This is a genomic window from Fodinibius sp. AD559 (genome assembly GCF_052712805.1).
Genome location: NZ_JBQPVW010000007.1, coordinates 1 through 24,982 on the forward strand (window position 1 = coordinate 1; position 24,982 = coordinate 24,982).

22 protein-coding genes are annotated in these 24,982 nt (G+C 41.7%); 12 read left to right on the top strand and 10 right to left on the bottom strand.

Annotated features, from left to right (window positions below; translation table 11 throughout):
- Positions 1-278 precede the first annotated feature (278 nt).
- Positions 279-1,049, bottom strand: coding sequence for a queuosine precursor transporter (locus tag ACQ4LT_RS12355; protein ID WP_445666368.1), 771 nt, complete (start codon positions 1,047-1,049; stop codon positions 279-281).
- 103 nt (positions 1,050-1,152) lie between these two features.
- Here ACQ4LT_RS12355 and ACQ4LT_RS12360 point away from each other — a divergent pair, with 103 nt between their 5' ends.
- Positions 1,153-2,439, top strand: coding sequence for a Y-family DNA polymerase (locus ACQ4LT_RS12360; RefSeq protein ID WP_445666369.1), 1,287 nt, complete (start codon positions 1,153-1,155; stop codon positions 2,437-2,439).
- Between the two features lie 9 nt (positions 2,440-2,448).
- Here the strand turns inward: ACQ4LT_RS12360 and ACQ4LT_RS12365 are convergent, their stop codons facing one another.
- Positions 2,449-3,162 (bottom strand): N-formylglutamate amidohydrolase, encoded by a 714-nt coding sequence (locus tag ACQ4LT_RS12365; RefSeq protein ID WP_445666370.1) that lies wholly within the window; start codon positions 3,160-3,162, stop codon positions 2,449-2,451.
- 148 nt (positions 3,163-3,310) lie between these two features.
- Between ACQ4LT_RS12365 and ACQ4LT_RS12370 the strand changes: the two genes are divergently transcribed.
- On the top strand, positions 3,311-4,240 hold the full coding sequence (locus ACQ4LT_RS12370) for a 2-hydroxyacid dehydrogenase (RefSeq protein WP_445666371.1): 930 nt from the start codon (positions 3,311-3,313) through the stop codon (positions 4,238-4,240).
- A 65-nt stretch (positions 4,241-4,305) separates the two neighbouring features.
- Here ACQ4LT_RS12370 and ACQ4LT_RS12375 read toward each other — a convergent pair whose 3' ends face one another.
- Positions 4,306-5,382 (bottom strand): branched-chain amino acid aminotransferase, encoded by a 1,077-nt coding sequence (locus ACQ4LT_RS12375; RefSeq protein WP_445666372.1) that lies wholly within the window; start codon positions 5,380-5,382, stop codon positions 4,306-4,308.
- A gap of 223 nt (positions 5,383-5,605) precedes the next feature.
- Between ACQ4LT_RS12375 and ACQ4LT_RS12380 the strand changes: the two genes are divergently transcribed.
- Both ACQ4LT_RS12380 and ACQ4LT_RS12385 read left to right on the top strand, forming a co-directional pair.
- Positions 5,606-6,958, top strand: a complete 1,353-nt coding sequence (locus ACQ4LT_RS12380) for a M24 family metallopeptidase (RefSeq protein ID WP_445666373.1) — start codon at positions 5,606-5,608, stop codon at positions 6,956-6,958.
- A gap of 22 nt (positions 6,959-6,980) precedes the next feature.
- A complete protein-coding gene (locus ACQ4LT_RS12385; RefSeq protein ID WP_445666374.1) occupies positions 6,981-7,667 on the top strand; it encodes a uracil-DNA glycosylase in 687 nt (228 codons plus the stop codon).
- A 56-nt stretch (positions 7,668-7,723) separates the two neighbouring features.
- Here ACQ4LT_RS12385 and ppc read toward each other — a convergent pair whose 3' ends face one another.
- Entirely contained in the window at positions 7,724-10,522 is a 2,799-nt protein-coding gene (gene ppc / locus ACQ4LT_RS12390; RefSeq protein WP_445666375.1) for a phosphoenolpyruvate carboxylase, read from the bottom strand.
- Between the two features lie 69 nt (positions 10,523-10,591).
- Between ppc and ACQ4LT_RS12395 the strand changes: the two genes are divergently transcribed.
- Both ACQ4LT_RS12395 and ACQ4LT_RS12400 read left to right on the top strand, forming a co-directional pair.
- A complete protein-coding gene (locus tag ACQ4LT_RS12395; protein ID WP_445666376.1) occupies positions 10,592-11,197 on the top strand; it encodes a DNA-3-methyladenine glycosylase I in 606 nt (201 codons plus the stop codon).
- A 112-nt stretch (positions 11,198-11,309) separates the two neighbouring features.
- Entirely contained in the window at positions 11,310-11,519 is a 210-nt protein-coding gene (locus tag ACQ4LT_RS12400; protein ID WP_445666377.1) for a hypothetical protein, read from the top strand.
- A 44-nt stretch (positions 11,520-11,563) separates the two neighbouring features.
- Here the strand turns inward: ACQ4LT_RS12400 and ACQ4LT_RS12405 are convergent, their stop codons facing one another.
- Positions 11,564-12,991, bottom strand: a complete 1,428-nt coding sequence (locus ACQ4LT_RS12405) for an MBL fold metallo-hydrolase (protein ID WP_445666378.1) — start codon at positions 12,989-12,991, stop codon at positions 11,564-11,566.
- A gap of 233 nt (positions 12,992-13,224) precedes the next feature.
- Between ACQ4LT_RS12405 and ACQ4LT_RS12410 the strand changes: the two genes are divergently transcribed.
- The 4 genes from ACQ4LT_RS12410 to ACQ4LT_RS12425 all read left to right on the top strand — a co-directional run bounded on the left by ACQ4LT_RS12410 (position 13,225) and on the right by ACQ4LT_RS12425 (position 18,231).
- The gene (locus tag ACQ4LT_RS12410) at positions 13,225-13,449 is read left to right on the top strand and encodes a hypothetical protein (protein ID WP_445666379.1); all 225 of its coding nucleotides are present in this window, start codon (positions 13,225-13,227) and stop codon (positions 13,447-13,449) included.
- Between the two features lie 432 nt (positions 13,450-13,881).
- Positions 13,882-15,420: a M16 family metallopeptidase gene (locus tag ACQ4LT_RS12415; RefSeq protein ID WP_445666380.1), complete on the top strand. Its 1,539-nt coding sequence runs from the start codon at positions 13,882-13,884 to the stop codon at positions 15,418-15,420.
- 43 nt (positions 15,421-15,463) lie between these two features.
- Positions 15,464-17,563 carry a M16 family metallopeptidase gene (locus tag ACQ4LT_RS12420; protein ID WP_445666381.1) on the top strand — a complete coding sequence of 700 codons (2,100 nt, stop codon included), beginning with the start codon at positions 15,464-15,466 and terminating at the stop codon, positions 17,561-17,563.
- A 119-nt stretch (positions 17,564-17,682) separates the two neighbouring features.
- A complete protein-coding gene (locus ACQ4LT_RS12425; protein WP_445666382.1) occupies positions 17,683-18,231 on the top strand; it encodes a DinB family protein in 549 nt (182 codons plus the stop codon).
- On the opposite strand, the gene ACQ4LT_RS12430 is transcribed toward ACQ4LT_RS12425, so the two are convergent.
- Genes ACQ4LT_RS12430 through ACQ4LT_RS12445 form a run of 4 tightly spaced genes read right to left on the bottom strand, consistent with a single transcriptional unit; the run spans position 18,220 to position 20,069 of the window.
- Positions 18,220-18,774: a glycosyltransferase family protein gene (locus tag ACQ4LT_RS12430; RefSeq protein WP_445666541.1), complete on the bottom strand. Its 555-nt coding sequence runs from the start codon at positions 18,772-18,774 to the stop codon at positions 18,220-18,222. The two genes, ACQ4LT_RS12425 and ACQ4LT_RS12430, sit on opposite strands and share 12 nt — an antisense overlap.
- 4 nt (positions 18,775-18,778) lie before the next feature.
- On the bottom strand, positions 18,779-19,255 hold the full coding sequence (locus ACQ4LT_RS12435; RefSeq protein ID WP_445666383.1) for a glycosyltransferase family protein: 477 nt from the start codon (positions 19,253-19,255) through the stop codon (positions 18,779-18,781).
- The gene (locus tag ACQ4LT_RS12440; protein ID WP_445666384.1) at positions 19,252-19,875 is read right to left on the bottom strand and encodes a UDP-2,3-diacylglucosamine diphosphatase; all 624 of its coding nucleotides are present in this window, start codon (positions 19,873-19,875) and stop codon (positions 19,252-19,254) included. Before ACQ4LT_RS12440 ends, ACQ4LT_RS12435 begins: the two co-directional genes overlap by 4 nt.
- Entirely contained in the window at positions 19,830-20,069 is a 240-nt protein-coding gene (locus ACQ4LT_RS12445; RefSeq protein WP_445666385.1) for a hypothetical protein, read from the bottom strand. The genes ACQ4LT_RS12440 and ACQ4LT_RS12445 overlap by 46 nt, the downstream gene beginning before the upstream one ends.
- Positions 20,070-20,277: 208 nt before the next feature.
- Between ACQ4LT_RS12445 and ACQ4LT_RS12450 the strand changes: the two genes are divergently transcribed.
- The gene (locus ACQ4LT_RS12450; protein WP_445666386.1) at positions 20,278-20,736 is read left to right on the top strand and encodes an OsmC family protein; all 459 of its coding nucleotides are present in this window, start codon (positions 20,278-20,280) and stop codon (positions 20,734-20,736) included.
- A 159-nt stretch (positions 20,737-20,895) separates the two neighbouring features.
- Here ACQ4LT_RS12450 and gcvP read toward each other — a convergent pair whose 3' ends face one another.
- A complete protein-coding gene (gcvP, locus tag ACQ4LT_RS12455) occupies positions 20,896-23,811 on the bottom strand; it encodes an aminomethyl-transferring glycine dehydrogenase (RefSeq protein WP_445666387.1) in 2,916 nt (971 codons plus the stop codon).
- A 297-nt stretch (positions 23,812-24,108) separates the two neighbouring features.
- Here gcvP and ACQ4LT_RS12460 point away from each other — a divergent pair, with 297 nt between their 5' ends.
- Positions 24,109-24,948 (top strand): ZIP family metal transporter, encoded by an 840-nt coding sequence (locus tag ACQ4LT_RS12460; protein ID WP_445666388.1) that lies wholly within the window; start codon positions 24,109-24,111, stop codon positions 24,946-24,948.
- The last annotated feature ends 34 nt before the right edge of the window (positions 24,949-24,982 follow it).

Below are 24,982 nucleotides of genomic sequence, written 5' to 3' on the forward strand. Positions count from 1 at the left end.
GAACCCCAACCTAAGTTGGGGCTGACAAGGGCTCGACGTGCGATCGTCTGTATGTTCTCAGTCTGTCAAAGAACGAATTGTTCTTCCCAATTTTGGCCGATTTCTTAGAGCCAAAAAAACGGAGTTGAACTCATTTGCTTCTGGGCTCAACCCCGTTTCAAATTGGAATCCTAATGTAAGACCAAACCGGGGTATATGTCAATGTTTTTTTGGGATTAATTTTACTTTTTTTGCCAACCTAAGCTGACGTTATTTAAACCGTATTTTGGGACATAAAATTACTCATAAAGGCTACTTCCAGTCGGATCTTCTTCGAATTCTTGGAAGATTTTTACCCCCAAATAACAAAGTGGCGTATCGAACAGTGCGAAGAAGAATTTAAAGAGGTACGAATTCAAAATTAAGATGACTAATTTGCCAATTGTATCAACGTCTTGCCCCAGGTTTCCGGCAAAGTAAAGGATGGATAAAATGGCCGTTGAATCCACTAATTGACTTACAGTAGTAGATGCATTATTACGTAACCACAAGTGTTTTCCATCTGTTAAATCTTTCCAAAAATGAAACAACCGAACATCTACTGTCTGCGCAACAAGGTAAGCAATCATGCTGGCGATAGTATTGCCAATCATAAATTCATAGACTCCCTCAAAAAGCTGAAGTCCTCCACTTACTCCTGCAGTACTGGGCAGCCAATGGTTTACGGTCATCAGAAACAGCATAAACACATTCATCCAGAATCCCACCCAAACTACCAGTTGGGCTTTCTTTCGTCCATACAGTTCGGATATCAGATCGGTTGCTAAAAAAGTAAAAGGATAGGCAATGACTCCTACCGGCACACTCATTGTATAAATACCATTGTCACGGATCAGCTCGGGAATAACATCCAACATCCAATCAGATAGCTCAACGGAAAATATGGTAACAAACTTGGTCGTTCCAATAACATTTCCCAACACCAGGGATGTCAAAAATATACCAGCTAATGATAAAAACAGAGCATCTCTTTTATAGGTAGCAACAGGGGGCGTTCTTTCACCGTCCATCTGTAAAGTATGGGATTAATTTATTTGAGATTTCTTTTCTAATGATCGTTTCTAATTATAAATTAAATAAAAGCAATTTCCACTCTCATCGTTTCAACCAACTATGAGTAACTCCGTTTATGCACTGATCGACTGCAATAACTTTTATGCTTCGTGCGAGCGTGTTTTTGATCCACAACTCCGTGGCAAACCTATTGCCATTCTTTCGAATAATGACGGATGTATTATTGCACGATCTGATGAGGCTAAAAAAGCGGGCGTAAAAATGGGCATTCCTGAATTTAAAATCAGGGATCTCATCAAAGAAAAAAATATTGTGTTGAAGTCCTCAAACTATGCTTTATATGGGGATATGTCGCGCCGGGTGATGGAAACGTTGCGGCATCTTACGCCCAAGGTGGAACCCTATAGTATAGATGAGGCTTTCATGGAATTTCCAAAACTTATTGCCAAAGATCTGGATCATTTTGGAAAGGAAATAAAAACAACCGTAAAGCAATGGACGGGACTCCCGGTATCAGTAGGAATTGCGCCCTCAAAAACACTTGCAAAAGTTGCCAATGAGACTGCCAAATCAAATCCCCAATATAATGGGGTTTTAAATCTGGTTGAAAATCCCCGACTGAATAACTTGTTAAAAGAAACAAAACTAACTGATATATGGGGAATTGGAACAGGTTTATCACAGCGTTTATTTAAAGAAGGAATACAGAATGCATTTCAGCTAAAACAACAGATCAGCAGAAAGGAATGGGTGCGCAGCAAACTAAGCGTAACCGGGCTGCGCACGGTCATGGAGCTTAATGGTGATCCTTGCCTTAATGTTGAACAGGTGGGCGACCCCCGGAAGGGCATTATGACCTCCCGATCGTTTGGAAAAGCCGTTACAGACTATAATGATCTAAGTGAAGCTATTGCCCAATTTGTCAGCATTGCAGCTGAAAAACTTCGCGCCCAAAATTCTGTTGCATCCCTGTTACATGTTACCCTTCGCACCAATAAGTATTCCAATTATAAATCCAAATATAAGTATGGTATTGAATTCCCCTTGCGCATGCCAACGGCCAATACTTCTCATCTGATCAAATGCGGACATGCCTGTCTGGATAAGCTTTATCAAAGTGACCAGCGCTACAAAAAGGCGGCTGTTATGTTTACGGGAATTTTACCGGAGTCGGAAGTACAGCAAGATCTGTTTAGCAAAAATCACTATACGACAAGTGAACACAACCTGATGCAAAAGGTAGATGAAATCAATACAAAGTATGGTTCGGAAACTACTCATTTTGCGTCAACGGGTATTGAAAAATCATGGCAGATGAAGCAAGAGCATTTGTCCCCCAAGTATACTACCAAATGGAATGAGCTCGTAGAAATCCAGGCTTATTAACATCAAAAATCAACTATTGAACACCTGAACGGTTGCTTGTAACGATTCGGCTATGTCTTCTTGCAATTGCTGCCACTCCTCTTCCAGAGATGATTCCGTAAAACGCTGGTTTACCTCAATCTCTAAACCCAAATAATTATTGTCGGAAAATTGGCTCCGTAGATAGGTCGTAAATCCATCCATCGTACCACGATAGGGCTCATTCATTTTTAGACGGAGTTCTGGTGAACGCTTGCTCAACTCATGACGCCAAAGATAACAAAAATGTTGCTCTGCTTTACTTCGGGGATCAAATAGAAACCCTACATCAACCTCTCGCTCCTCATTTTCCCAGATGGGGGTAAAAGTATGAACACCTACATGAATAGCCTGCTCTCCATTTGCTATCACCTGTTTAATTTTTTCTTCGATTTTTTTTCTATGGGGCCGATAGTATTTCTCAAATATTTTCTCTCGTACCTGCAACGGCTGCTCCCTGGTAAATTCAGAAAAGAGAGTTGGGCTTTGCGTTGAGCGGTTCAGATCCACGAGCAATCGCGTAACAGTATTTAAATAGGGCTCTTTTCCCAATCTCTTAGAAATAGCATTCGTTAGCTCCATAGCCCCTATATCAATACCCCGGTGTGTCTCCAATACTTCGGGATTATGCTCAAACAAATGTCGAAACTCCTCCGGAACTTTATTTCCGGCATGCTCACACGTAATAATAAGTTGAGTTTCCATTTTATGTCAATCCCTTTTTGTCCAATTTCATCACCATATAAGTAACAAACGATTCACCAATATTTCATTCCCTAAAGAGCCTAAAAACAACCACTATTTTTTATACTTTGTTCCGTAATTAAAAATTCAATCATTCACATATATTAATATGTCGCTACTATTTATTGCTCCTGATCGGGATCTTTCTTCCTGGGAAAATGCAATTCACAGTGTTGATCCCAATATTGAAATTGATATTTGGCCCGCCATCGAGGACAAAAGTAAAGTACAGTTTGCCGTATGCTGGAATCATCCCCAACATCTGCTCGATAGCTTTCCCAACCTTAAAGCCGTTTCTTCGCTGGGAGCCGGAGCCGATCATCTGCTTTCGGATGAATCGTTACCAGAATCTGTTGATATCTGTCGTGTTGTTTCCCCATCGCTGGTCCAACAGATGAAGGAATATATTTTAGCGGCCGTTTTAAATATTCAGCGAAATTTTGTGCACTATATCCGTCAAAACGATCAGAGAACATGGCAACCCCATGATCATCCATCCCCAAAAGAACTGCAGGTGGGCGTTATGGGGTTGGGAGAACTTGGCAAACCAACTGCCAAGCAGTTAGCTCATCTGGGATACCAGGTTTCAGGATGGTCCCGATCAACCAAAGAAATTGATGGCGTCAATACTTTTGCCGGCCCAGATGGGCTACAGAAATTTCTCGAAAATATCCACATCCTTATTTGCCTGCTCCCTCTCACCGATGAAACCAAAGACATTCTTAATCTCGATATCTTTAAACAAATCCATGACCGTGGTTGGATTATCAACGCAGCACGAGGTGAACACTTGGTAGACGAAGATTTAATTTACGCATTGGACAGTAATATTCTGCAAGGAGCCTGGCTGGATGTTTTTTCTGAAGAACCGCTCCCCAACAAACATGCGTTCTGGAATCGGGACAATGTTATCATTACTCCCCACATTGCCAGTATTACCAAACCCGATGAAGTGGCTGACCAGATTGTAGAAAATTATAAGCGAGCACTTTCGGGCTTGGAATTAAATCATAAAGTGAATCGCGAACTCGGATACTGACTGATGTAGATTAGTCCTGAGCAACAAGTAAAGATCATGTTTTACTCGTTACTCAATTTTACTATTCACTTATTAACTTTGACCGATGTAATCCAGTCGAATGGATCTTCGGCTTGCCCGTACTGAATATCAGTAATCGCATCGTAGAACTTCTGTCCAACGGGACCTCTGCCCTCAATATCGAACGTCACTGACTGTCCATCGTGATGGACCTCCTCTACCGGAGCCACTACGGCTGCGGTTCCGGCGCCGAATACTTCTTCCAGTTTTCCATCTTCGCCAGCTTGCATCACTTCTTCAATACTGATGCGGCGTTCTTCCACCGGCATATCCCAATGTTTAGCTAATTGAATAATTGAATCGCGCGTAACACCGGGCAAAATAGTACCTCGTAAACTGGGTGTTACCAATACCCCATCAATGACAAAAAAGATGTTCATCGTACCCACTTCCTCAACATATTTATGCTCTTCGGCATCCAACCAAAGCACCTGATCAAATCCCTGCTTTTTAGCCTGCTGCGCCGGATACAAACTGGCCGCATAATTACCAGCTGTTTTGGCAGCTCCCACGCCGCCTTTAACAGCTCGCACATATTGCTGGGTAGTCGTCAACTTCACCGGGCGATCGTAATAAGATCCCACGGGAGATGTGATAATATAAAATCGATACTGTTCTGCTACTCGCGCAGAAATAATGGGATCAAAAGCACAAGCAAAAGGACGTATATATAGGGAGTTTCCATCCTTTTGGGGCACCCATTTATGGTCCAGTTTTATAAGTTCTTTAATTCCTTCTAAGAATACTTCTCGTTCAACCTTGGGGATACACATTCGTTCACAAGATCGAACCATTCGCTCAAAGTTCTTTTCCACCCGAAATAGATTTACTGTCTCTCCATCAACATAATAAGCCTTGGTACCCTCAAATACCGACTGGGCATAATGCAGCACACTTAGGGCTGGTGTTATTTCAATAGATCCATAAGGTTTAATTTCTGGCTGCTGCCACCGTCCATCCCGATATTCGGCCTCGAGCATATGATCTGCAAATTCACGCCCAAATCCCGGATTATCGAGATCTACATTATTTATTCTGCTCGACGATGTACGTGTTATATCAAAAATAGTATCAGTAGTCATAATAAATTCTTTCAGTTCAAGTGTGCTAAAATACAATTTTTATGGATGAATTGCTCCACAAAATCACTTCGACGATAGCTACTGATCCATTTAAAAATCAATAGCAACACGCAATGACTTATCTCAAACTATTTACATTTCAATCTTTTGATAGTTGACAAACTTAAGCGGTTTCTGCTTTTTTAGAATTGCTTAACCTCTTTTAAAGAAATATTTATCGCCAATGAAAATATTATCAAAGTCCTATATTCTTATTTCAATTCTTTTGCTGATAACAGTACATGTTTCATCGGCGCAACAAACAGCCCCTGCTAAAATATTATCGATGCAGGAACGAGCTGAAATAATGAACAACTGGCTCGAATATCGACTCGACAATATTGTTCCCAAACTCATGCAGCGAGAAAATATTGATATGTGGATTATTATTGCGCGTGAATATAATGAAGATCCCGTTATCAAAACGATGCTTCCCGCTACATGGCAGTCCGCGCGCCGTCGTACAATACTTGTTTTTTCGGACAACGACAAAGAGGTAGAGCGAATGGCCGTTGCTCGATACAACATTGGCGAATTTTTTAAAACAGCCTGGGATAAAGACGAAGAACCGAACCAGTGGAAACGCTTGGTCAAAATTATAAAAGAACGCGATCCAAATAACATTGCGCTGAACTATTCTTCGACATTTGCACTGGCCGACGGCATTAGTCACTCTGAGTATAGAGCTTTTACTTCTGCCCTTCCCGAACGTTATCAAAACCGAATAGTATCAGGAGAAAAGCTGGCCATCGGCTGGCTCGAAACCCGCACTGAGCCCGAAATGCAGGTCTATCCGATGATCTGTCATATTGCCCACGATATTATTGCTGAAGGATTCTCGGAGAAAGTCATTCAACCGGGCATTACCACGACAAAGGATGTTGAGTGGTGGTACCGTGAGCGTATTCGGGATCTCAATTTAACAGCGTGGTTTCATCCAAGCGTATCAGTTCAACGGGCGGCCCAGCCTGATACCTCATTTTTAGCTAACTTTTCAAAACGTCCCGCTGAAAATGTTATACGTCCCGGCGACCTTCTACATGTAGATTTTGGGATCACTTATCTTGGACTCAACACCGATACTCAACAGCATGCCTATGTTTTAAAGGCCGGAGAAACGGAAGCCCCAAAAGGATTGCAAAAAGCGTTAGAAACCGGCAATCAATTGCAGGATATTTTAACCAATAATTTTAAAGAGGGATTAACGGGTAACGATATTTTATCAAAAAGCCGAAAAGAAGCTATAAGCCAAAACATCGAACCGAGTATTTATACGCACCCCATTGGATATCACGGTCACGGTGCCGGCCCAACTATTGGTCTTTGGGATCAACAGGATGGTGTACCGGGCAAGGGTGATTATCCCCTTTATGCAAACACCGCTCACTCTATTGAACTTAACGCTACTGTAGAAATTCCTGAATGGGAGAAAGACATTCGTATTATGCTCGAAGAAGATGCCTTTTTTGATGGCGATTCTGTTCGATATATTGACGGCCGCCAGACAAAGCTCTGGCTGATTCCACGACAGCAATAATTCTAACTGATTGATCTTTTTAATGAGCAGTATTGACTCCCTATTAAATCTTCTGAAAAATACTCCGGATGGTCCTTTTTTTAATCCCTGGTATCAAAATGATCCCCAACATGATTTAGATAGTAACGGCCCCGACATCCGTAAAAAACAGTTAACCCACTATCTCAAGGAACGAATAGATACTGCTAAGTACCTGTTCATCGCTGAGGCTTTGGGCTATCAGGGCGGACATTTTACCGGTATTGCCATGACCTCCGAGCGTATTTTACTTGGGCATCATGAATCAGTCCACGGCATTCCGGCCGACGGAGCTTTTCAATCCATCGACCCACAACGTACCAGCAAACCGAAGGTTAATGAAAAAGGAATGTCAGAACCTACGGCTACCATCATGTGGAAAGCGATTTATCAGCTGGGAATTGATCCGTACGAAACCGTGCTTTGGAACGCCCTGCCCTGGCATCCGTACGATCCCGATGAAGGGTTACTCAGCAACCGCACTCCTACCGACAGTGAGCTCGAGCAGGGATATCCCTCACTTAAAGTTTTTTTAGAACTATTTTCTGACGGGCAAATAATTGCAGTAGGACGAAAATGCGAGCAGAGTTTGGACGCCTTCGGGATTTCAAATTATACCCCCGTTCGTCATCCTGCCAATGGTGGGGCCCCAAAATTTCGAAGACAGATGAAGGAACTAATTAGAAATTAAGAATGAAGAATTAGGAATTGAATATCCTACATTCCTAATTCCCAAATTCCTAATTATCATCCCGTGCTTTGCATGGCAGCGGCTACTCCGTTGATGCTTAAGAACAGCGCATCACGTAACTTTTCTTCTTCGGCATTTTCCACTTTTTCTTTGTTTCTCCACCGATCCAGAAGCTCGGTTTGCATCATATTCAGCGGGTAAGTAAATGGATTCCGAAATCGAATTGATTTCTTGATTACAGGATTAATATCGAGCAGTTCATCTTGTCCGGTAATCTGCTTAATGGCATCCTCCGCTTTATCAAAATCTTCTGTAATACGGTTGTGGAATGCTCCATCATCGATATCATGATAAATATTGGCAGTAGGAATATGCGTCCGAGCCATTTCTCGCTGGGCGTTATCGAGTACCGTCTTAAAAAAGATTGCCTCTTCATACCACTCCTGAAGCTGAGCAAGCATCCCCTCTTTCTGCAGTAGCTGCTGTAAAGCCTCACCAATGCCATACCAACCCGGCACGTTGTATCGCACCTGGGTCCATGCAAAAACCCAGGGAATAGCTCGAAGATTTTCAAAATCAGCAGCTTTGGCACTGCCCCGCGAAACCGGTCGGGAAGCAATGGGCAACCGACTGATATGCTCAATGGGCGTCTTTGCCATATACCAACTCCAGAAGTTTTCATTATCAATCAGGTCGCGATATCCCTTCATAGATGTTGTTGCCAGTTGTTCCATCGTTTCATCAAACTGCGACTGCTGCTGCATTTCGGACTGTTCTGAAACCGTTACCCGAATCATTGCATTTATGATTTGCTCCAGATGACGGCGCGTAATAGGTGCAAGTGAATACCGAAATGAGATTACCTCCCCTTGCTCCGTAAAACGAATGCGCCCATTATTACTGACAGGCGGAAGCGCCAAAATAGCCTGGTTCGACCGTCCACCGCCGCGACCGACAGTGCCGCCCCGACCATGAAATAATCTAAAATCAACCTCATACTCTCGACACACTTTACCAAGATCACGCTGCGCCTTTTCAAGGGCCCAATTGGCCATCCAATACCCACCGTCTTTGTTACTGTCAGAATAGCCAAGCATAATTTCCTGTAAGTTATTTCGCGCACTTAACTGCTTCTGATAGACAGGACTCTCATAAATCTCAGTCATAAGCCGTCCGCACTCCTCCAAATCTTCAATCGTTTCAAAGAGTGGAACCACATCAATGTTACTTTCAACCTTGCCATCATCATAACTCCAGAGCCCGGTTTCTTTTGCCAGGATAAGCACTTCCAGCATATCGCTTACTCCGTGGGTCATGCTAATGATATACTCACCAAAACTATTTTCATCCAGCGTCAGCATCTGATCAATAATCTCAAACACTTCCAGCATCTGCGAAGTATTTTCATCCAGATGTGCCTGGACCGGAGAAAGCGGCCGCGGATTTTTAAGCTCGTTGGTCAACAGCTGCACTTTTTCTTCTTCGGATAGAGATCGATATTCATCCGTAACCTGCCCTACTTCCAGCAGTTCGGCAACAGCAGCCTCATGTTTTTCAGAATGCTGCCGGATATCCAATGCTGCCAGATGAAAACCAAATGTTTCAGCTCGAACACGCAAATCCCTCAACTTTCCCTGGGATGCCACACATTGTAATCCGGATTTTTCCAAACTTTTGGATATCAGCTCTAAATCATTGATAAAATCGGATACCCGATATTCCTGCGCTTCCTCTAAAACTTCACTGGGGCGCCCCGTTTTTATCAGATCAAGCTGATGCTGCAGCTTGTGCATCATGTGCGTAACCTTTCGACGATACGGCTCTTGATTGTATAACCGCTGATAGCGATCCGAAAGCGGATCTTCTTGCTCGTCCCGCTCTAACGAGTCCGCCAACTCATCCGATATATCAAACTTATTTTGAGAAATACTCAAGTAACGACGCAAGTCATCGAGCTCACTCAGATACAGCTTCATCACATTCCTGCGCTGTTCCAAAATGGTCTGCCACGTAACCTCCGGCGTCACATTGGGATTACCATCCCGATCGCTGCCAATCCACGAGCGATAACGCAAAATCGTATCAAAATCCGGCACCTCATCGTAGTACATCTCAAAGGCATTACGCAGATCATCATATAAAATGGGAATCGTCTGCCAGATAGCATTTCTGAAATAAAATATCCCGTTTTCAACTTCGTCTTCAACAGTCACCCGCTCCGTTCGAACTTCATCAGTGGCAAGCAGCAAATATATCTCGTTAAAAATATCCAGCGTCAATGCCTTGCGCTCATCCGGCGTTAAATCATTAGCCTTGAACTGCTCAATCATCTCAGTGATATGTTGCTGCTTGGTAAGTACACTGTGGCGCCGGGCCTCAGTAGGATGAGCCGTAATTGTTGGTTGGATGTCGAGCTTCGCTATTACACTGGCCGCCTCATCAACCGAAAACCCCTCTTCTTTTAAATGATAAACAGCCTCTGCAATACTTTCACTGCGGGGGGAATCCGGCCCCGTGTTCATTGCTCGTTCATGGTTGATGCGCGTAATTTCTCGCTGCTCCTGTGAATTCATCAAGTGGAAGAAAACAGTAAAATATCGAAGGAATTGAGCAATTTGATCGGTCGAAAGGTCTGTGATCTTAGACTCCAGCTTCGCTAACGCATCCTCATCTTGCTCATCAAAAGCCTGATGGGCAACTTTTGGAAATGTAACCAGCAATTCTAAAAACTCTTGATCTTCTTTATCTTCAATAATTCTTTCCAGAAAATCCGCCAGCAGCTCCAAACGCGCCGAAAGTTTTTCACTTATACCACTTTGACTACTTCGTTCTTTAATAAGTTTATCCCACTTCATAGATTTTACTTTTTCGTACATTAAAAGATATATATCCAAAATGGGATTTTAATTCTAAAAAACACAATTATGCCAAAACGATGCAACTGGTGTGAAAATACCTTTGATCAATACATTCGATATCACGATGAGGAATGGGGTGTTCCCGTTTTTGATGATCAAATACAGTTTGAATTTTTAGTACTTGAAAGCTCGCAGGCGGGCTTAAGCTGGAGCACGATCTTAAAAAAACGGGAAGGGTATCGTAAAGCCTTCGCCAATTTTAATGTCCAAAAAATAGCTGCATTTGATGAAAACAAGATTCAGCAGCTTCTATCCAATCCCGATATTATCCGCAATGAAAACAAAATACGTTCAGCCATCAATAACGCCCGGCAATTCATTCAAATCCAACAAGAGTTTGGTAGTTTTTGTAACTATATCTGGGATTTTGTGGATGGCGAGCCGATCCATAATCACTGGGAAACTATGGACCAAGTTCCAGCAACCACCAAAATTTCGGACAAGCTTAGCAAAGACTTAAAAAAACATGGATTTAAGTTCATCGGCAGCACGACTATATATGCCCATATGCAGGCTACAGGATTGGTTAACGACCATTTGACATCATGTTTTCGCCATCAGCAGATCATAGACAAATATCAAAGCCAAAATAATGCACAGGAATTGCAATAATTTTACTATTTGTTGCAGAACAACCGTTTTAAAGGGTATTAAAAAAGTTGAATTTTTCTATCTTTGAGGCAAAATAAATTAACCGGCTAACTTTTAAAGAGAAACCATCATTATGCGCTCAATGTTTTCACTGGAAGAGGTTGGAGAAATGTTGGATATGAAAACCAGTGATGTAGAAAAAGAAATTGAAACCGGTCATTTAACCTACTCATTTCACGAGGGGGAGAAAATGATTACACTCTACGATCTGGAAAAATATATGGGAGCTGAACAAACACGAAAAATAACCAACGAATATTTGGAAAAACAAGATACTGAATAGACCGTATTCTCCTTTAAATTATATTATAACCAGAGAATACACTATTATTCTTTCCCTTCCTCACGCTGTCTATTTGCCAGCCACGGTTCTACATTGTCATTCACATATTTAACATCAAACCCATCTCTGCGTAGCAAAGAGGTAGCAACCGAAGCCCGGACTCCGGTCTGGCAGTAAACCACCCACGTTTTATTTTTATCCAACTCCTCTTTGCGCTCTAATAAACGGGTATGTGCAATATTCAATGCTCCTTTGACATGTCCACCATTAAACTCCGTTAACTTTCTAACATCGAGCGCCTGATATTGGCTATCCTCAATTAGCTTGGCCACATCATCAAAGGTAATTGTCTCTACTCGTTCAGTATACTCGCTGCCCTCCAAATACTGTTCTAACTCATCCGGAGTTACATATCCTTTAATGTTGTCCAGTCCAATCCTAATCAGATCGCGTACAGCTTCTTCAAGGTTATCTTCTTCAATAACCAAGTAGATATCCTCGTCTTCTTTTACATAGGATCCAACCACCGTATTAAAAGCCTTGTTATAGGTAGAAAGTAACGATCCTTTTAAATGTGCATCCATAAAATCAGTACGCTCCCGGGTATCAACCACCGCACTTCCCTCCTGCGTTGCACGGTTCACTAATCCTTCTACAGTCATTTTTTGGGGATCAGGAAGAGTGCCAAGTACTTTAGGACCTCCCCGATTATCACGTTTCATACGGGCAAAATAGAGGGGCGGTTCGGGCTGTCCTTCAAGGATAAAATCTACAAACTGCTGTTCATCATCGGATGCCTGAATAGACGGATTATACCGCAACTCATACCCCACCGTTGACTCGGGTACTAATCCCAATGCTTTCCCGCATGCACTACCCGATCCATGCCCTGGCCACACCTGCAAATACTCTGGCATAGATTTAAATTGTTCTACTGATTTATACAGCGTGCGCGCAGATGACTGCATAGCTCCTTTTTGCCCGGCTGCTGTCTCCAACAAATCAGGCCGACCGACATCACCGACAAAGATGAAATCACCGGTAAGCATCCCCATAGGATCACTGGCAGCAGCCCCATCCGTTACCGTAAAACTTACATGCTCGGGTGTATGGCCCGGGGTATGTTTTACTTCAAAATGGATATTTCCAATACTAAACCGGTCACCGTCATCAACCAGCTGGTAATTGTACTCGCTACCTATTAGCCACTCATATTTCCAGTCCTTGTCTCCCTCATCAGAGGCATATACCCTTATCCCCTGCTCGGCAAATTCACGAAGACCCGTCAAATAATCTGCGTGAATATGGGTCTCAGCAGCTGCTACAATATCCAGATCTTCATCTTCTGCTATCTTTTTATACCGATCAATATCCCGCATGGGATCAATTATAATAGCTTCGCCCGTAGCCTGACATCCAATTAAATAGGAATATTGGGCTAATTTCTCCTCAAATATCTGCTTAAAATACATCTGTTAACGCTTCTACCGTTTAAAATGAAAAGGTGGAATTTTCAGCCGTTCAAGATAACCAATAATCATGTAAGAAAACATTTGCTGAAATTTTTACAACTCATAATCTCAATTTCTTACAAGACACCTAATTTGATAAGCCAATTAATTAGAAAATATTAAAATAAGTAACATTTAATATAATCGTAGCTCTTGGTGATAAAAGAATTAATACCAAAGACTATCTTTTCAAGATGATTATTAACCTTTTGCATTCGAGAGAAATTGAAGGTGAAGCCACCACTTTCAATTGTGAATTGAATTTTAATTTAGAAATTCTAACCAGAGCCCAATTAAAGAAAACAAACGGTGTTAGTTTGGTATTAGGTACTGTTACAGCTGCAACTGGTGCTTTTTTAGATTTTGAAAACTTTCATGTTATTACTTCATATCTAAATATATACGGTATCATCTTATAAGAAGTATTTATATATGACAGACATATATTAACGATAAATAAATTTTATTTAATCATGGATATAGTAGTTTTTATCAATTTGGCGATTATTAGCATACTTTTAATGCTCACTACTAAAAAGAACAACTGGTCTCAATTTTATCAAAAAATCTACAATATCACTTTAACAGAAAAATAAAATAGAGATTAAAATAATTTAATATCGTAACAAACTCCTTTTTATCTTTCTTTATTACTTAGGTTATGCAAATCATGTTATTTGAAAATTAAGTATATACAGAAGAATTCCTTCATCAATTTCTCTGTAACATATCTCAATTGGAAACGTCTGATCTTGTTTAAAACAACAAACTATTCATTAGCAAATCATTACGGGCATAAACTCTTCCACTATACATTAACCATAAACTATCAATCATAAATTGGAGTACATATGAAAGTAAAACACAGTACCTGGATTTTGGGATTACTATTGTTCGTTATCTCATTTACCCAGACTACCCAGGCACAATCATTAGATGACTTCGAAGAAAAAGTAACAGAATTTACCCTCGATAATGGTTTAACTTTTATCATTATTGAGCGTCCGGTTGCACCGGTGGTCAGTTTTGCTACTTATGTAAATGTAGGTGGAGCAAACGAACCCGTAGGACATACCGGGATGGCTCATATTTTTGAGCACATGGCTTTTAAGGGGACCCATACCGTAGGGACCACCAATTGGCAAAAAGAAAAGAAAGTGCTCAAAGAACTTGATAATACCTATCAAGAATGGTTAGCTGAAAAATACAGCACCCAACCCGATTCCGCCAAAATGGATACGCTTTGGAGTGAATTTGAAGACCTCCAAGAAGAAGCGGGAGAATATGTGGTCAATAACGAATTCTCAGAAATTATTGACCGCAATGGTGGTACCGGCATGAACGCCACCACCAATCAGGATCGTACAAACTATTTTTACAGTTTGCCAGAAAACCGACTTGAACTCTGGTTTAGCCTGGAATCCGACAGATTTAAAAACCCGGTCTTTCGTGAGTTTTACAAAGAAAAAGAAGTAGTACGCGAAGAACGGCGTATGCGTTCCGAATCGCAACCAATCGGACGTCTTATTGAAGAGTTTGCAGCTGTTGCATATACGGCACATCCCTATGGACGCCCAACCGTGGGCTGGCATTCTGATATCACAGCCACTACAATGGAAGACGCCCGTGAATTCTACAACACCTACTATGTACCCAACAACATTACATTTGCAATTGCAGGTGATGTAGATCCACAAGAAGCCAAACAACTGGCTAAAAAGTATTTTGGGGAAATGAAAGAAGGTCCTAAACCTCCTCCCGTTTATACCAAGGAGCCCGAGCAGCGCGGAGAACGTAGGTTTACCATTCAAGGGCAATCGCAACCATTCTTTATTATGGGATATCATACCGTCGCACAAGATCATCCCGATTTCAAGGCCCTACAACTGCTGGGCAGCATTCTTTCTGGGGGGCGTACCTCTATCCTTTATGAGCGGATGGTTGAAGAAGAGCAAACTGCACTGCAGGTTAGCGCTTTTAACGGATATCCCGGCCAAAAATATGAAACACTTTTTGCCACACTGGCTATACCCAACCAAAATGTTGGAGTAGATACCATGGAGGCATCTATCCTTGAGGAAATTGAAGAAATTAAGAATGAGGGTGTATCCCAAGAGGCACTTGACCGAGCCCGAACCAATGCTCGAGCAAATTTAATTCGAAGTCTCGACTCCAACTCCGGATTGGCTTCTTCATTAGCTTCCGCCGAAAATATGCGGGGCGACTGGCGAAAAGTATTTACGGATATCGAAAAACTCAACGAAGTAACTGTTGATGATATCCAGCGCGTAGCAAATAAATACCTCACCAAAGACAATCGAACGGTAGGAGCTATCGTCAACGAAAAAGACAACTCATCCGACGAGGAGGTTGCCGATGCAAATAACTAACTCATTATTTTCAAAAATTTTGAACAACCATAATTCAACTATTATGAAGAGGTTAAGTTTATTTTTACTTATGGCTGTTTTCGCATTCGCCTGTTCGCAAACCGAACAAATGGCCGATTCGCAACAGTCTGACAATACTTCAACGAATCCATATGAAAATATGGACTTCCCGGAACTCAATGATTTTCAGAAACCCAAGGTAGAAACCTTTACTACCGAAAACGGGATTACCTTCTACTTAGTAGAGGATAAAGAACTACCCTTAATAAATGTGAGTACACGTATTCGCACCGGGGGCGTTCTTAATCCCAATAAAAAAACAGGCCTTGCTTCTATAACCGGTACTGTTATGCGATCTGGAGGAACGGAAACGTATCCTGCCGACTCGCTTAATACTATGCTCGAAAACCGGGCTGCCAGTATTGAAACCGGTATTGGATTTACCAGCGGTAATGCCAGCATGGATGTTTTAAAAGAGGATTTTGATGACCTTCTTCCCGTATTTATTGATGTTCTGACAAATCCGAAGTTTCCTGAAGACAAAATTGAACTGGCTAAAAAACAGCAAAAGTCTTCTATTTCGCGCCGTAATGATAATACCCAGCAGATCGGTATTCGAGAGTTCCAAGCTCTGATCTATGGTGAAAATTCACCTTACGGTCGCACCACAGAATATGAAACCATCAATAATATTAGCCGAGAAGATTTAGTTAATTTCCACGACAAGCACTTCTCAGCAAGTAATATGATGGTTGGTATCGTCGGTGATTTCGATGCTGAAGAAATGAAGAAAAAGCTTCGTAATAGCTTTGGTGAACTTCCATCCGGAGATGAAACCACACTCAAATTCCCAGAAGTGGACTACGAGCCGCAAAGCTCCATCAACTTTATTGAAAAATCTGATGTAAATCAGAGCTTTGCAATGATGGGGCACATCGGCGGCATGCGAGATAATCCCGATTACGCTAAAGTACAAGTTATGAATCGTGTGCTCAGTGGCGGATTTTCTGGACGATTGATGCAGATAGTACGGACTGAAATGGGCTTAGCTTATTCTGTTTCTGGGCAATATGGCATGAACAGTTTTTACCCAGGTATGTTTTTCGCTGGAGTAATGACCAAAAGCTCAACTACTGCCGAAGCTATTGATGCGATCATCGAACAGATTGAACGCCTGCAGGAAGAACCTATCACTAAGCAAGAACTGCAGGACGTAAAAGATCAGATCCTCAATTCTGCGGTTTTTGAGTACGACAGCTACGAAGAGGTACTCAGGGAACGCATGTCAAATGAATATCGCGGACTTCCAGCTGATGCCTTTGAACAGTATATCGAAGGCGTTAAAGCTACCACTATTGAAGATGTTCAGGCTGTGGCTCAAGAGTACTTAAATCCGGATAATCTGCAAATTCTTGTAGTCGGAAATAAAGAAGAAATTGGAGACCAGCTTGAAAAATATGGGGATGTTAATGAGATCGATATCAGCATTCCTGAACCCGGCAGCGGTGAGGAGCAGATGGTTGAGGGTGATGCTGAAAAAGGAAACGAGTGGCTTTCAAAAATGACAGATTCCGTTATTAAGTCCGGAACTAAGCTTAACAGCATTTCTCTTACCGGTGAAATGAACATGCAGGGCCGTAAAATGCCCATGACCACGACTATCAATTACCCTGATGCCATTAACCAAACAATTAAAGGCCCTATGGGTGAAATAAAGGTAAATTATGAGGGTGGATCAGGAACAATGACTGTCGGTGAACAGGAACGTCCCCTTCCACCACAAATGGCCAAAAATCTTAAAAGTACCCTCAACAGAAGTTTTCTCTCAATTGCCCTAAATGCAGACAGTGTTAATCCTCAATATTTGGGCACTGAGGAGGTTGATGGAATGAGCTATGAAAAGATTAACGTAACGGTAGATGGCTCGAACGTTAAACTTCTATTGGATCCGGAAACTCATTATCCGGATATCATCCGTTACAAACAATTTAACCCGCAGATGGGGGAACAGGTTACCGTAGAGAATCACAATTCTGACTGGAAGATAGTCGACAGCGTCGCATATCCATATCTGCAGGAAACAATGATTAATGGGAATAAATCTGGTGAAGCAGTGTACAAAAGCCATAAAGTAAATAAATAGCACGAAGTCTCACATATTGATTCTAAAAGGCCGGAGCATTCCGGCCTTTTTTATTTTACATTGATGGTTATTCAGGAGTACTTTTACAAAAGAACAAGAGTTAAAATAAATCGAGCCAAATGGCACTTTTAGACTGGGAAGAAAACAGACCTGAACCCGATGAGTACGGCGATTTCTATGAAGGATATATCAATCTTGTTGAACAACCGAACGTAATTCAATCACTCATCCAACAAGGGCAAAAAGTTTATACCCTTATCCAGCAACTGACCGATGAAGAGGCAAACTACCGCTATGCCGATGACAAATGGAGCGTTAAAGAAATTATTGGTCACCTGATAGATACCGAACGCATTATGGCTTACCGGGCCTTGTGCATCAGCCGCGGTGAAGAAACTGCACTACCGGGATATGATCATGAATCCTACGTGCAAAAGGGCAACTTTGATCAACGAAGCCTGCAAAGTTTATCCACAGAATATGATGCTTTGCGGAATGCCAACATCAGTATGTTTAACAGTTTCTCTAAAGAGCAAATGTTACACAAGGGAACGGCTAATGAAGTGTCCGTTTCGGTACGGGCATTAGCCTTTATCATCTCGGGACATGAAAAACATCACCTGAATATTTTAGAAGAGAAGTACAATATTTCAACTTCATCTAACTAATCGAAATAGTGAACTGGAAGATTTTTTGTCTGATCTTTGCTCGGATGTACCTAAATCTAAAATCTTCTGTACTATCTTTTGGGGATCGGCAATCTCATCAATTCTGACAACCTCCCCCTCCTCAAGCCAATGCCATATTTTTTCGGCTTTATCTTTCAAGGAACCTATAGTTGTTACTCCCAACTTTTCCAGTGCTGCCGCATTACATTCCTGTTCATACTGTTTTTGAATAGGCACTGCCAATAATTTCTTTCCCAGATACATTGCTTCGGCGCAGGTTTCAAATCCTGCATTACAAATTACCCCTTTGCAAGAAGCAAAACTATCTAAAAAAGGCTCATTGCTCACAGGATGTATTCTTACATTTTCTCTTCTGATAGGCGTATTGCATGAAGGAGAAAATATATGCCAATTCATTTGGGTAAAAGTTGCAAGAAAATCCCTTAATACCTCATGATGAAAAGCCGGTAGATAAACAGTAATGTGATTATCTTCATTTATTTCTAAATTGCGGATAAATCTGCGAATTATCGGCGGTTCAATAAAATCATCGTATCGTTGAAAGTGAAAACCCTATAACAGAATTAGTTGGTGCAAAATGCTTTAATACAGTCTCCGCAAACTGCGATTTATACGCGGGGCGAGACGTTTTATCAGACAGAAAGGCCGCTTGATGACTCAGACCTAACGAAGGGACGTTTTCCAGTTTTGCCGACCAAGCAGATATTGGCTCATAATCACTTATTATCAAATTATACCTATCCAGTGAAATCGAGCTAATATCGTTTATAAGGCTAATCGGACGAAGCTCTTGAAGCGTTTTAAGTATTGAAACACCTCCAGCACGATTATAAGACAAGCTAATTTTTTTATGAAATCGTACTTCCCTATCAACACTAATTCTATTCTTACCACCACTAATTAATACATCCAGAGATGCATATTTACTTAAAGCAGGTAGTAATTCTTTTGCCCTACTAATATGTCCATGACCAGTTCCTTGAATACCATAAAGTATGTTCATTTTATAACTGAAGTATCTTTAAATCGTTGGCGGATAGGTACCATTACCGAACTGTTTTTATCTATGAATTCATCCTCGGTATATTTATACATTGACCATTCTCCATCGTCATATTCTAAGGCCGTCAAATTTTCAATCCAGTCTCCAGAATTCATATAAATGACTGATCCTTTTTCATTTTCATAACCCCGAATTTTTGGCTGATGGATATGCCCACAAATCACATAGTCATACTCATTTTGAATAGCCAAATCCATAGCTGCAACCTCAAAGTTATCAATAAACCGCACAGCTTTTTTAACGCTTTCCTTGATTCGTTTTGAAAGCGAAATTTTGTTGCGCCCCATTTTTTCAAACATCCAATTGACGACACGATTTAATAAAATGAGCAAATCATATCCCTTCCCTCCGATTTTAGCTACCCACTTGGTATGCTTCATGGTGATATCAAAAATATCGCTATGAAAAATCCAGCACTTTTCACCATTGAGTTCCAAGATTAGCTTATCCTTCACAAAAAGCGGCCCTAACTGCAGACTTGAAACCTTACGGATTACCTCATCGTGATTACCAGTCAGATAATAAATATCAGTCCGTTTGCCATCATACTTAAAAGGCATTTTAGCACTTGCATATGCGAATCTGGCCAGTAATACTTTTTAAAATTCCAGATATCAAAAATATCGCCATTAAAAATAAGTAGACGGGGTTCAATAGAATTAAGATACTTTGCTAATTCCACAGCATGACATCCCACTGTACCCAAATGAAGATCAGAAAGAACAACAATATCAACTAATCGCTTGTTGGACATAGGCAGCTCGGTTTTTGGGATAAAAAACAGATTCTATATTATCCCACAATAGCCTAATCGTTATTAATCGATCACGTTTGTGTTAAAATAATATGACCTTAATGTCTCAGGAGAAGGTGTAATAAGAATATTGAATTACAATTCTTTTTGTAAGTTTGACCTATCCCGACGCATCAATTGATCTTAATTCATAAAAAAATGTTACATCATGGCTAAAGATTCTGACAAGAAAAAGATTGTACACGCACATCTACCCAAAAAAGAAACTTATACCACCACACTTACGGCCGGCAAACATGAATTAATGGGCGATGAGCCCAAATCGGTGGATGGTGGAAAAGATAAAGGTCCTGACCCATACGATTATCTGCTGATGTCACTGGGATCGTGTACCGTTATGACCATCAAAATGTATGTCAACCATAAGGGCTGGGATAATGTGGATGACATCTATATAGAGTTACGCCACAACAAACATCATGACGAGGATTGCCAAAACTGTGAAGATCCCAAAAGCAGAATTGATGTCATCGAAAAAGAAGTTATTGTGGAGGGCGATATTACCGATGAACAGCTCGATCGTATCCTTGACATTTCTCAAAAATGTCCGGTGCATCGTACTTTGATGAGTGATATACAATTAGAGAGTTCGATTACAAGAAAATAGCACAATCACCATCGCCTGAAGATAAATCATCAGGCTAAATAACATAAACCCGAAGCTCACTTAAGTGAGCTTTATAAAAAAGATTTAGCCCACGGATTCATCCGTGGACAATAAGATATATCCTGAAAAATTAATTTCCATCCATTTCTGGCAAATAAATTAGTCCACAGCCGCCGGCTCCTGCCCTTCGCTATACCAATCAATGGGCACACAATTGCACATCAAGTTGCGATCACCATAGGCATCATCAACGCGGCTAACGGCCGGCCAAAATTTATTAAACCGCAGATAATCGAGTGGAAAGATTGCCTTTTCGCGACTATAGGGCCGACCCCAATCATCAGCCATTGCTACGCGCATAGTGTGGGGCGCATGCTTGAGTACATTATTTTCGGGATCTGCATTGCCCTCTTCAATCTCTTTTATTTCTTCACGAATTGAAATCATAGCCTCACAAAAACGATCGAGCTCTTCTTTCGTTTCGCTTTCAGTAGGTTCAATCATTAGAGTTCCGGGAACCGGAAATGACATCGTAGGCGCATGAAATCCGTAATCCATCAGGCGCTTGGCCACATCAATTGATTCAATGCCGGCCGATTGCTTAAAGGGACGAATATCTACAATAAACTCATGAGCAGTACGTCCGTTTTTCCCAGTATATAAAATGGGATAGTGATCCTTTAACCGTTCCTTTAGGTAATTCGCATTAAGAATAGCTATTTCAGAAACCTTGGTTAGCCCTTCTGCCCCCATCATTTTAATATACGCATATGAAATTGACAAAATGCTGGCACTGCCCCAGGGTGCTGCTGAAATACTTTTTATAGCATGCTCACCTCCAGTCTCCTTAACGGGATTTCCTGGTAAAAACGGAGCAAGATCCTCCGTCGCTGCAATGGGTCCCATTCCCGGCCCGCCACCGCCATGAGGTATGCAAAAGGTTTTATGCAGATTCAGGTGACAGACATCTGCACCAATCTCGGCAGGACTCGTAAGGCCAACCTGTGCATTCATATTAGCCCCATCCATATACACTAAGCCACCATTATCGTGAATAACCTCGCAAATCTCCTTGATATCTTCCTCAAAAACACCATGCGTTGAGGGGTAGGTAACCATCAGCGCCGCCAAATTTTCTTTATTCTCATCCACTTTTTCGCGCAAATCCTCAAGATCAATATTACCGTGCTCATCACACTCCGTGACTACAACCTCCATACCGGCCATAACTGCGCTGGCAGGATTGGTACCGTGAGCAGAATCAGGGACAATAGTTATATTGCGATGGCCTTCATCTTGATGCTTATGATAAGCACGAATCGTCATCAATCCTGAAAACTCACCCTGGGCACCCGAGTTAGGCTGCAGCGAAACAGCCGGAAACCCAGTAATAGCTGCAAGCTGATGTTCTAATTTATCAAACAATTCGTGATACCCTTCGGCCTGATCTTTTGGCGCAAAAGGATGCAACTTCCCAAATGCTGGCCACGTTAGTGGAATCATTTCTGATGTAGCATTGAGCTTCATCGTGCACGAGCCCAGCGAAATCATAGAGTGAACCAACGAAAGGTCTTTATTCTCCAGCTTCTTCAAATAGCGGAGCATCTCGTGTTCAGAGTGATATAAGTTAAATACAGGATGTTCTAAATAATCAGACGTGCGAGTCAATTTTTCCGGGTAATCAACCTCAACAGATTTTGACAGCTCAGTTACGTTAACCTCGTCTTTTCCATCATTCAGGGATGCAAAAATTGAGAGCAGTTCCTCAACGTGATCCAGATCCTTCACTTCATCAAAAGCAATACCGACTGCCGGCTCGTCAAAATAGCGCAGGTTTAACTTGTTATTCAGCGCTTTCTGGCGAAGTTTTTCTTTCTGATTATCATCCTCAAGCTTCACTTTAAGCGTATCAAAATAGAGATCGTTTACCACTTCAAAACCAAGTTCTTCAAGACCTTTATTCATTACTTTAGCAAGTCCATGGATTCGCTCAGCGATGCGTCGCAGACCTTTGGGACCATGATACACGGCATAAAATCCGGCAATCACAGCAAGTAATACCTGTGCCGTACAGATGTTGGATGTCGCCTTTTCCCGCCGAATATGCTGCTCCCTTGTTTGTAGTGCCATCCTGTAAACGGGGTTCTCCTCAGTATCTTGCGTAACCCCAATGATACGTCCCGGAATCTTACGCTTGTATTTCTCCCGGGTCGCAAAATATGCCGCATGCGGTCCACCGTATCCCATGGGTACGCCAAAACGCTGGGTGGATCCAACAACAACATCTGCTCCCATCTCACCGGGAGGAGTCAACAAGGTAAGGCTCAATAAATCAGCAGCCACTACCGACCGCACATTCTTCTCTTCGCCAGCAGCAATTAAATCTGAATAATCTTCAACAGTCCCATCTGTAGCAGGATACTGTAACAAAATTCCGAAAAGTTCTTCATCTGTGACATCAAGCTCCTTGTGATCACCTACTACTACTTCAATGTCGAGGGGTTCAGCACGCCCTTCCACTACATCTATGGTCTGTGGGTGACACAACTCTGAAACAAAAAACTTTTGAGCTTTTTTGCGCTTGGCTCCGCGACGCATGGAATAAAGCATCGACATCGCTTCAGCTGCTGAGGTCCCCTCATCCAATAGCGAAGCATTCGCCAGTTCCCTTCCGGTTAGATCCGACACCATCGTCTGAAAATTAATCAGTGCTTCGAGCCGTCCCTGGGCAATCTCAGCCTGATATGGGGTATAAGCCGTATACCATCCGGGATTTTCGAGCACATTGCGCAAAATCACATTAGGCGTCAACGTATCGTGATACCCCATGCCAATGTATGATTCGACAATATCATTCTTATTGGCAAGCTCACGAAAATCCTCCAAAAACCGATATTCGCTCATTGGCTCATCAAGATCGATCTGTTCTGGCAATCGAATACCTTTGGGGATGGTTTGATCAATAAGTTCATCAATGGAAGAAGCGCCAATGGCCGAGAGCATTTCACTTTCCTGCTTATCATTGGGCCCATTGTGGCGGTGCATGAAACGTTCTTTATCGAAATTGATACTCATAGCTCAATTTTAAAATTGGATTTTCTCGGAATGGAAATATAGCCGTATGTAAACTTACCAAATACTTCTGCTGATGACCTTGTAGGTACAAATAGAAGTGCAGGAAATTAAGCAAAAATGATAAAAATTAACAGCTGGTAAACATAATTTTAGTAGCAATAAAACTTTTTAAAATAAAGTTGATTACAATAGTAGTAATTTATTGCTATAAATTTTTAGCCTTGGCTAACTTTAATTTTAATAAGGATTATTATTTTTATATCTTCAGATTCAAATAAAAAATAAAAACCTCATTCCATGTTTGATCCGATTGCAATTAAAGACGCCTTTTTTGGACTAAATCCCATAATGCAAAGTTTATTTGGGGGCTTATTTACCTACACCCTAACCGCTTTAGGAGCAGCTCTTGTCTTTTTTACAAAAGATGTGGGTCATAAACTATTGGATGCCATGATGGGATTTGCCGCAGGCGTAATGATTGCTGCCAGCTTTTGGTCTCTATTGGTTCCATCTATTGATATGGCTTCTGCACAGGGAATGATTGAATGGCTTCCTGCCGTTATTGGATTTCTGACGGGCGGCATTTTTCTACGAATCTGCGATGCCTACCTGCCTCACCTGCACATCGGATTGCCCATTGAAGAAGCAGAAGGAGTACCAACATCATGGCGCAGAGCTACTCTTTTAGTATTGGCTATCACCCTCCATAATATTCCCGAGGGTTTGGCTATCGGTGTTCTCTTTGGTGCTGCAGCATCCGGTATTGAAGCGGCCGGGGGAGCTACCGTAATTGGAGCTATCACGCTGGCCATAGGTATTGGGATTCAAAATTTTCCCGAAGGGACAGCCGTTTCTTTGCCGCTACGCCGAGAAGGGTTGTCCGTAGGAAAAAGTTTTTGGTATGGTCAACTTTCTGGTATTGTAGAACCTATATCAGCAGTTATTGGTGCAGCAGCTGTATTAATGGTACAACCTCTCCTACCCTATGCTCTTGCGTTTGCAGCCGGAGCCATGATTTATGTGGTCGTCGAGGAGCTTATCCCCGAATCACAACTACATGGTAATACCGATATTGCCACTCTCGGCACGATGATCGGCTTCAGTGTAATGATGGTATTAGACGTTGCCTTAGGTTAAGTCCCAAAAATTTATTTTATTACTTACAACTTAA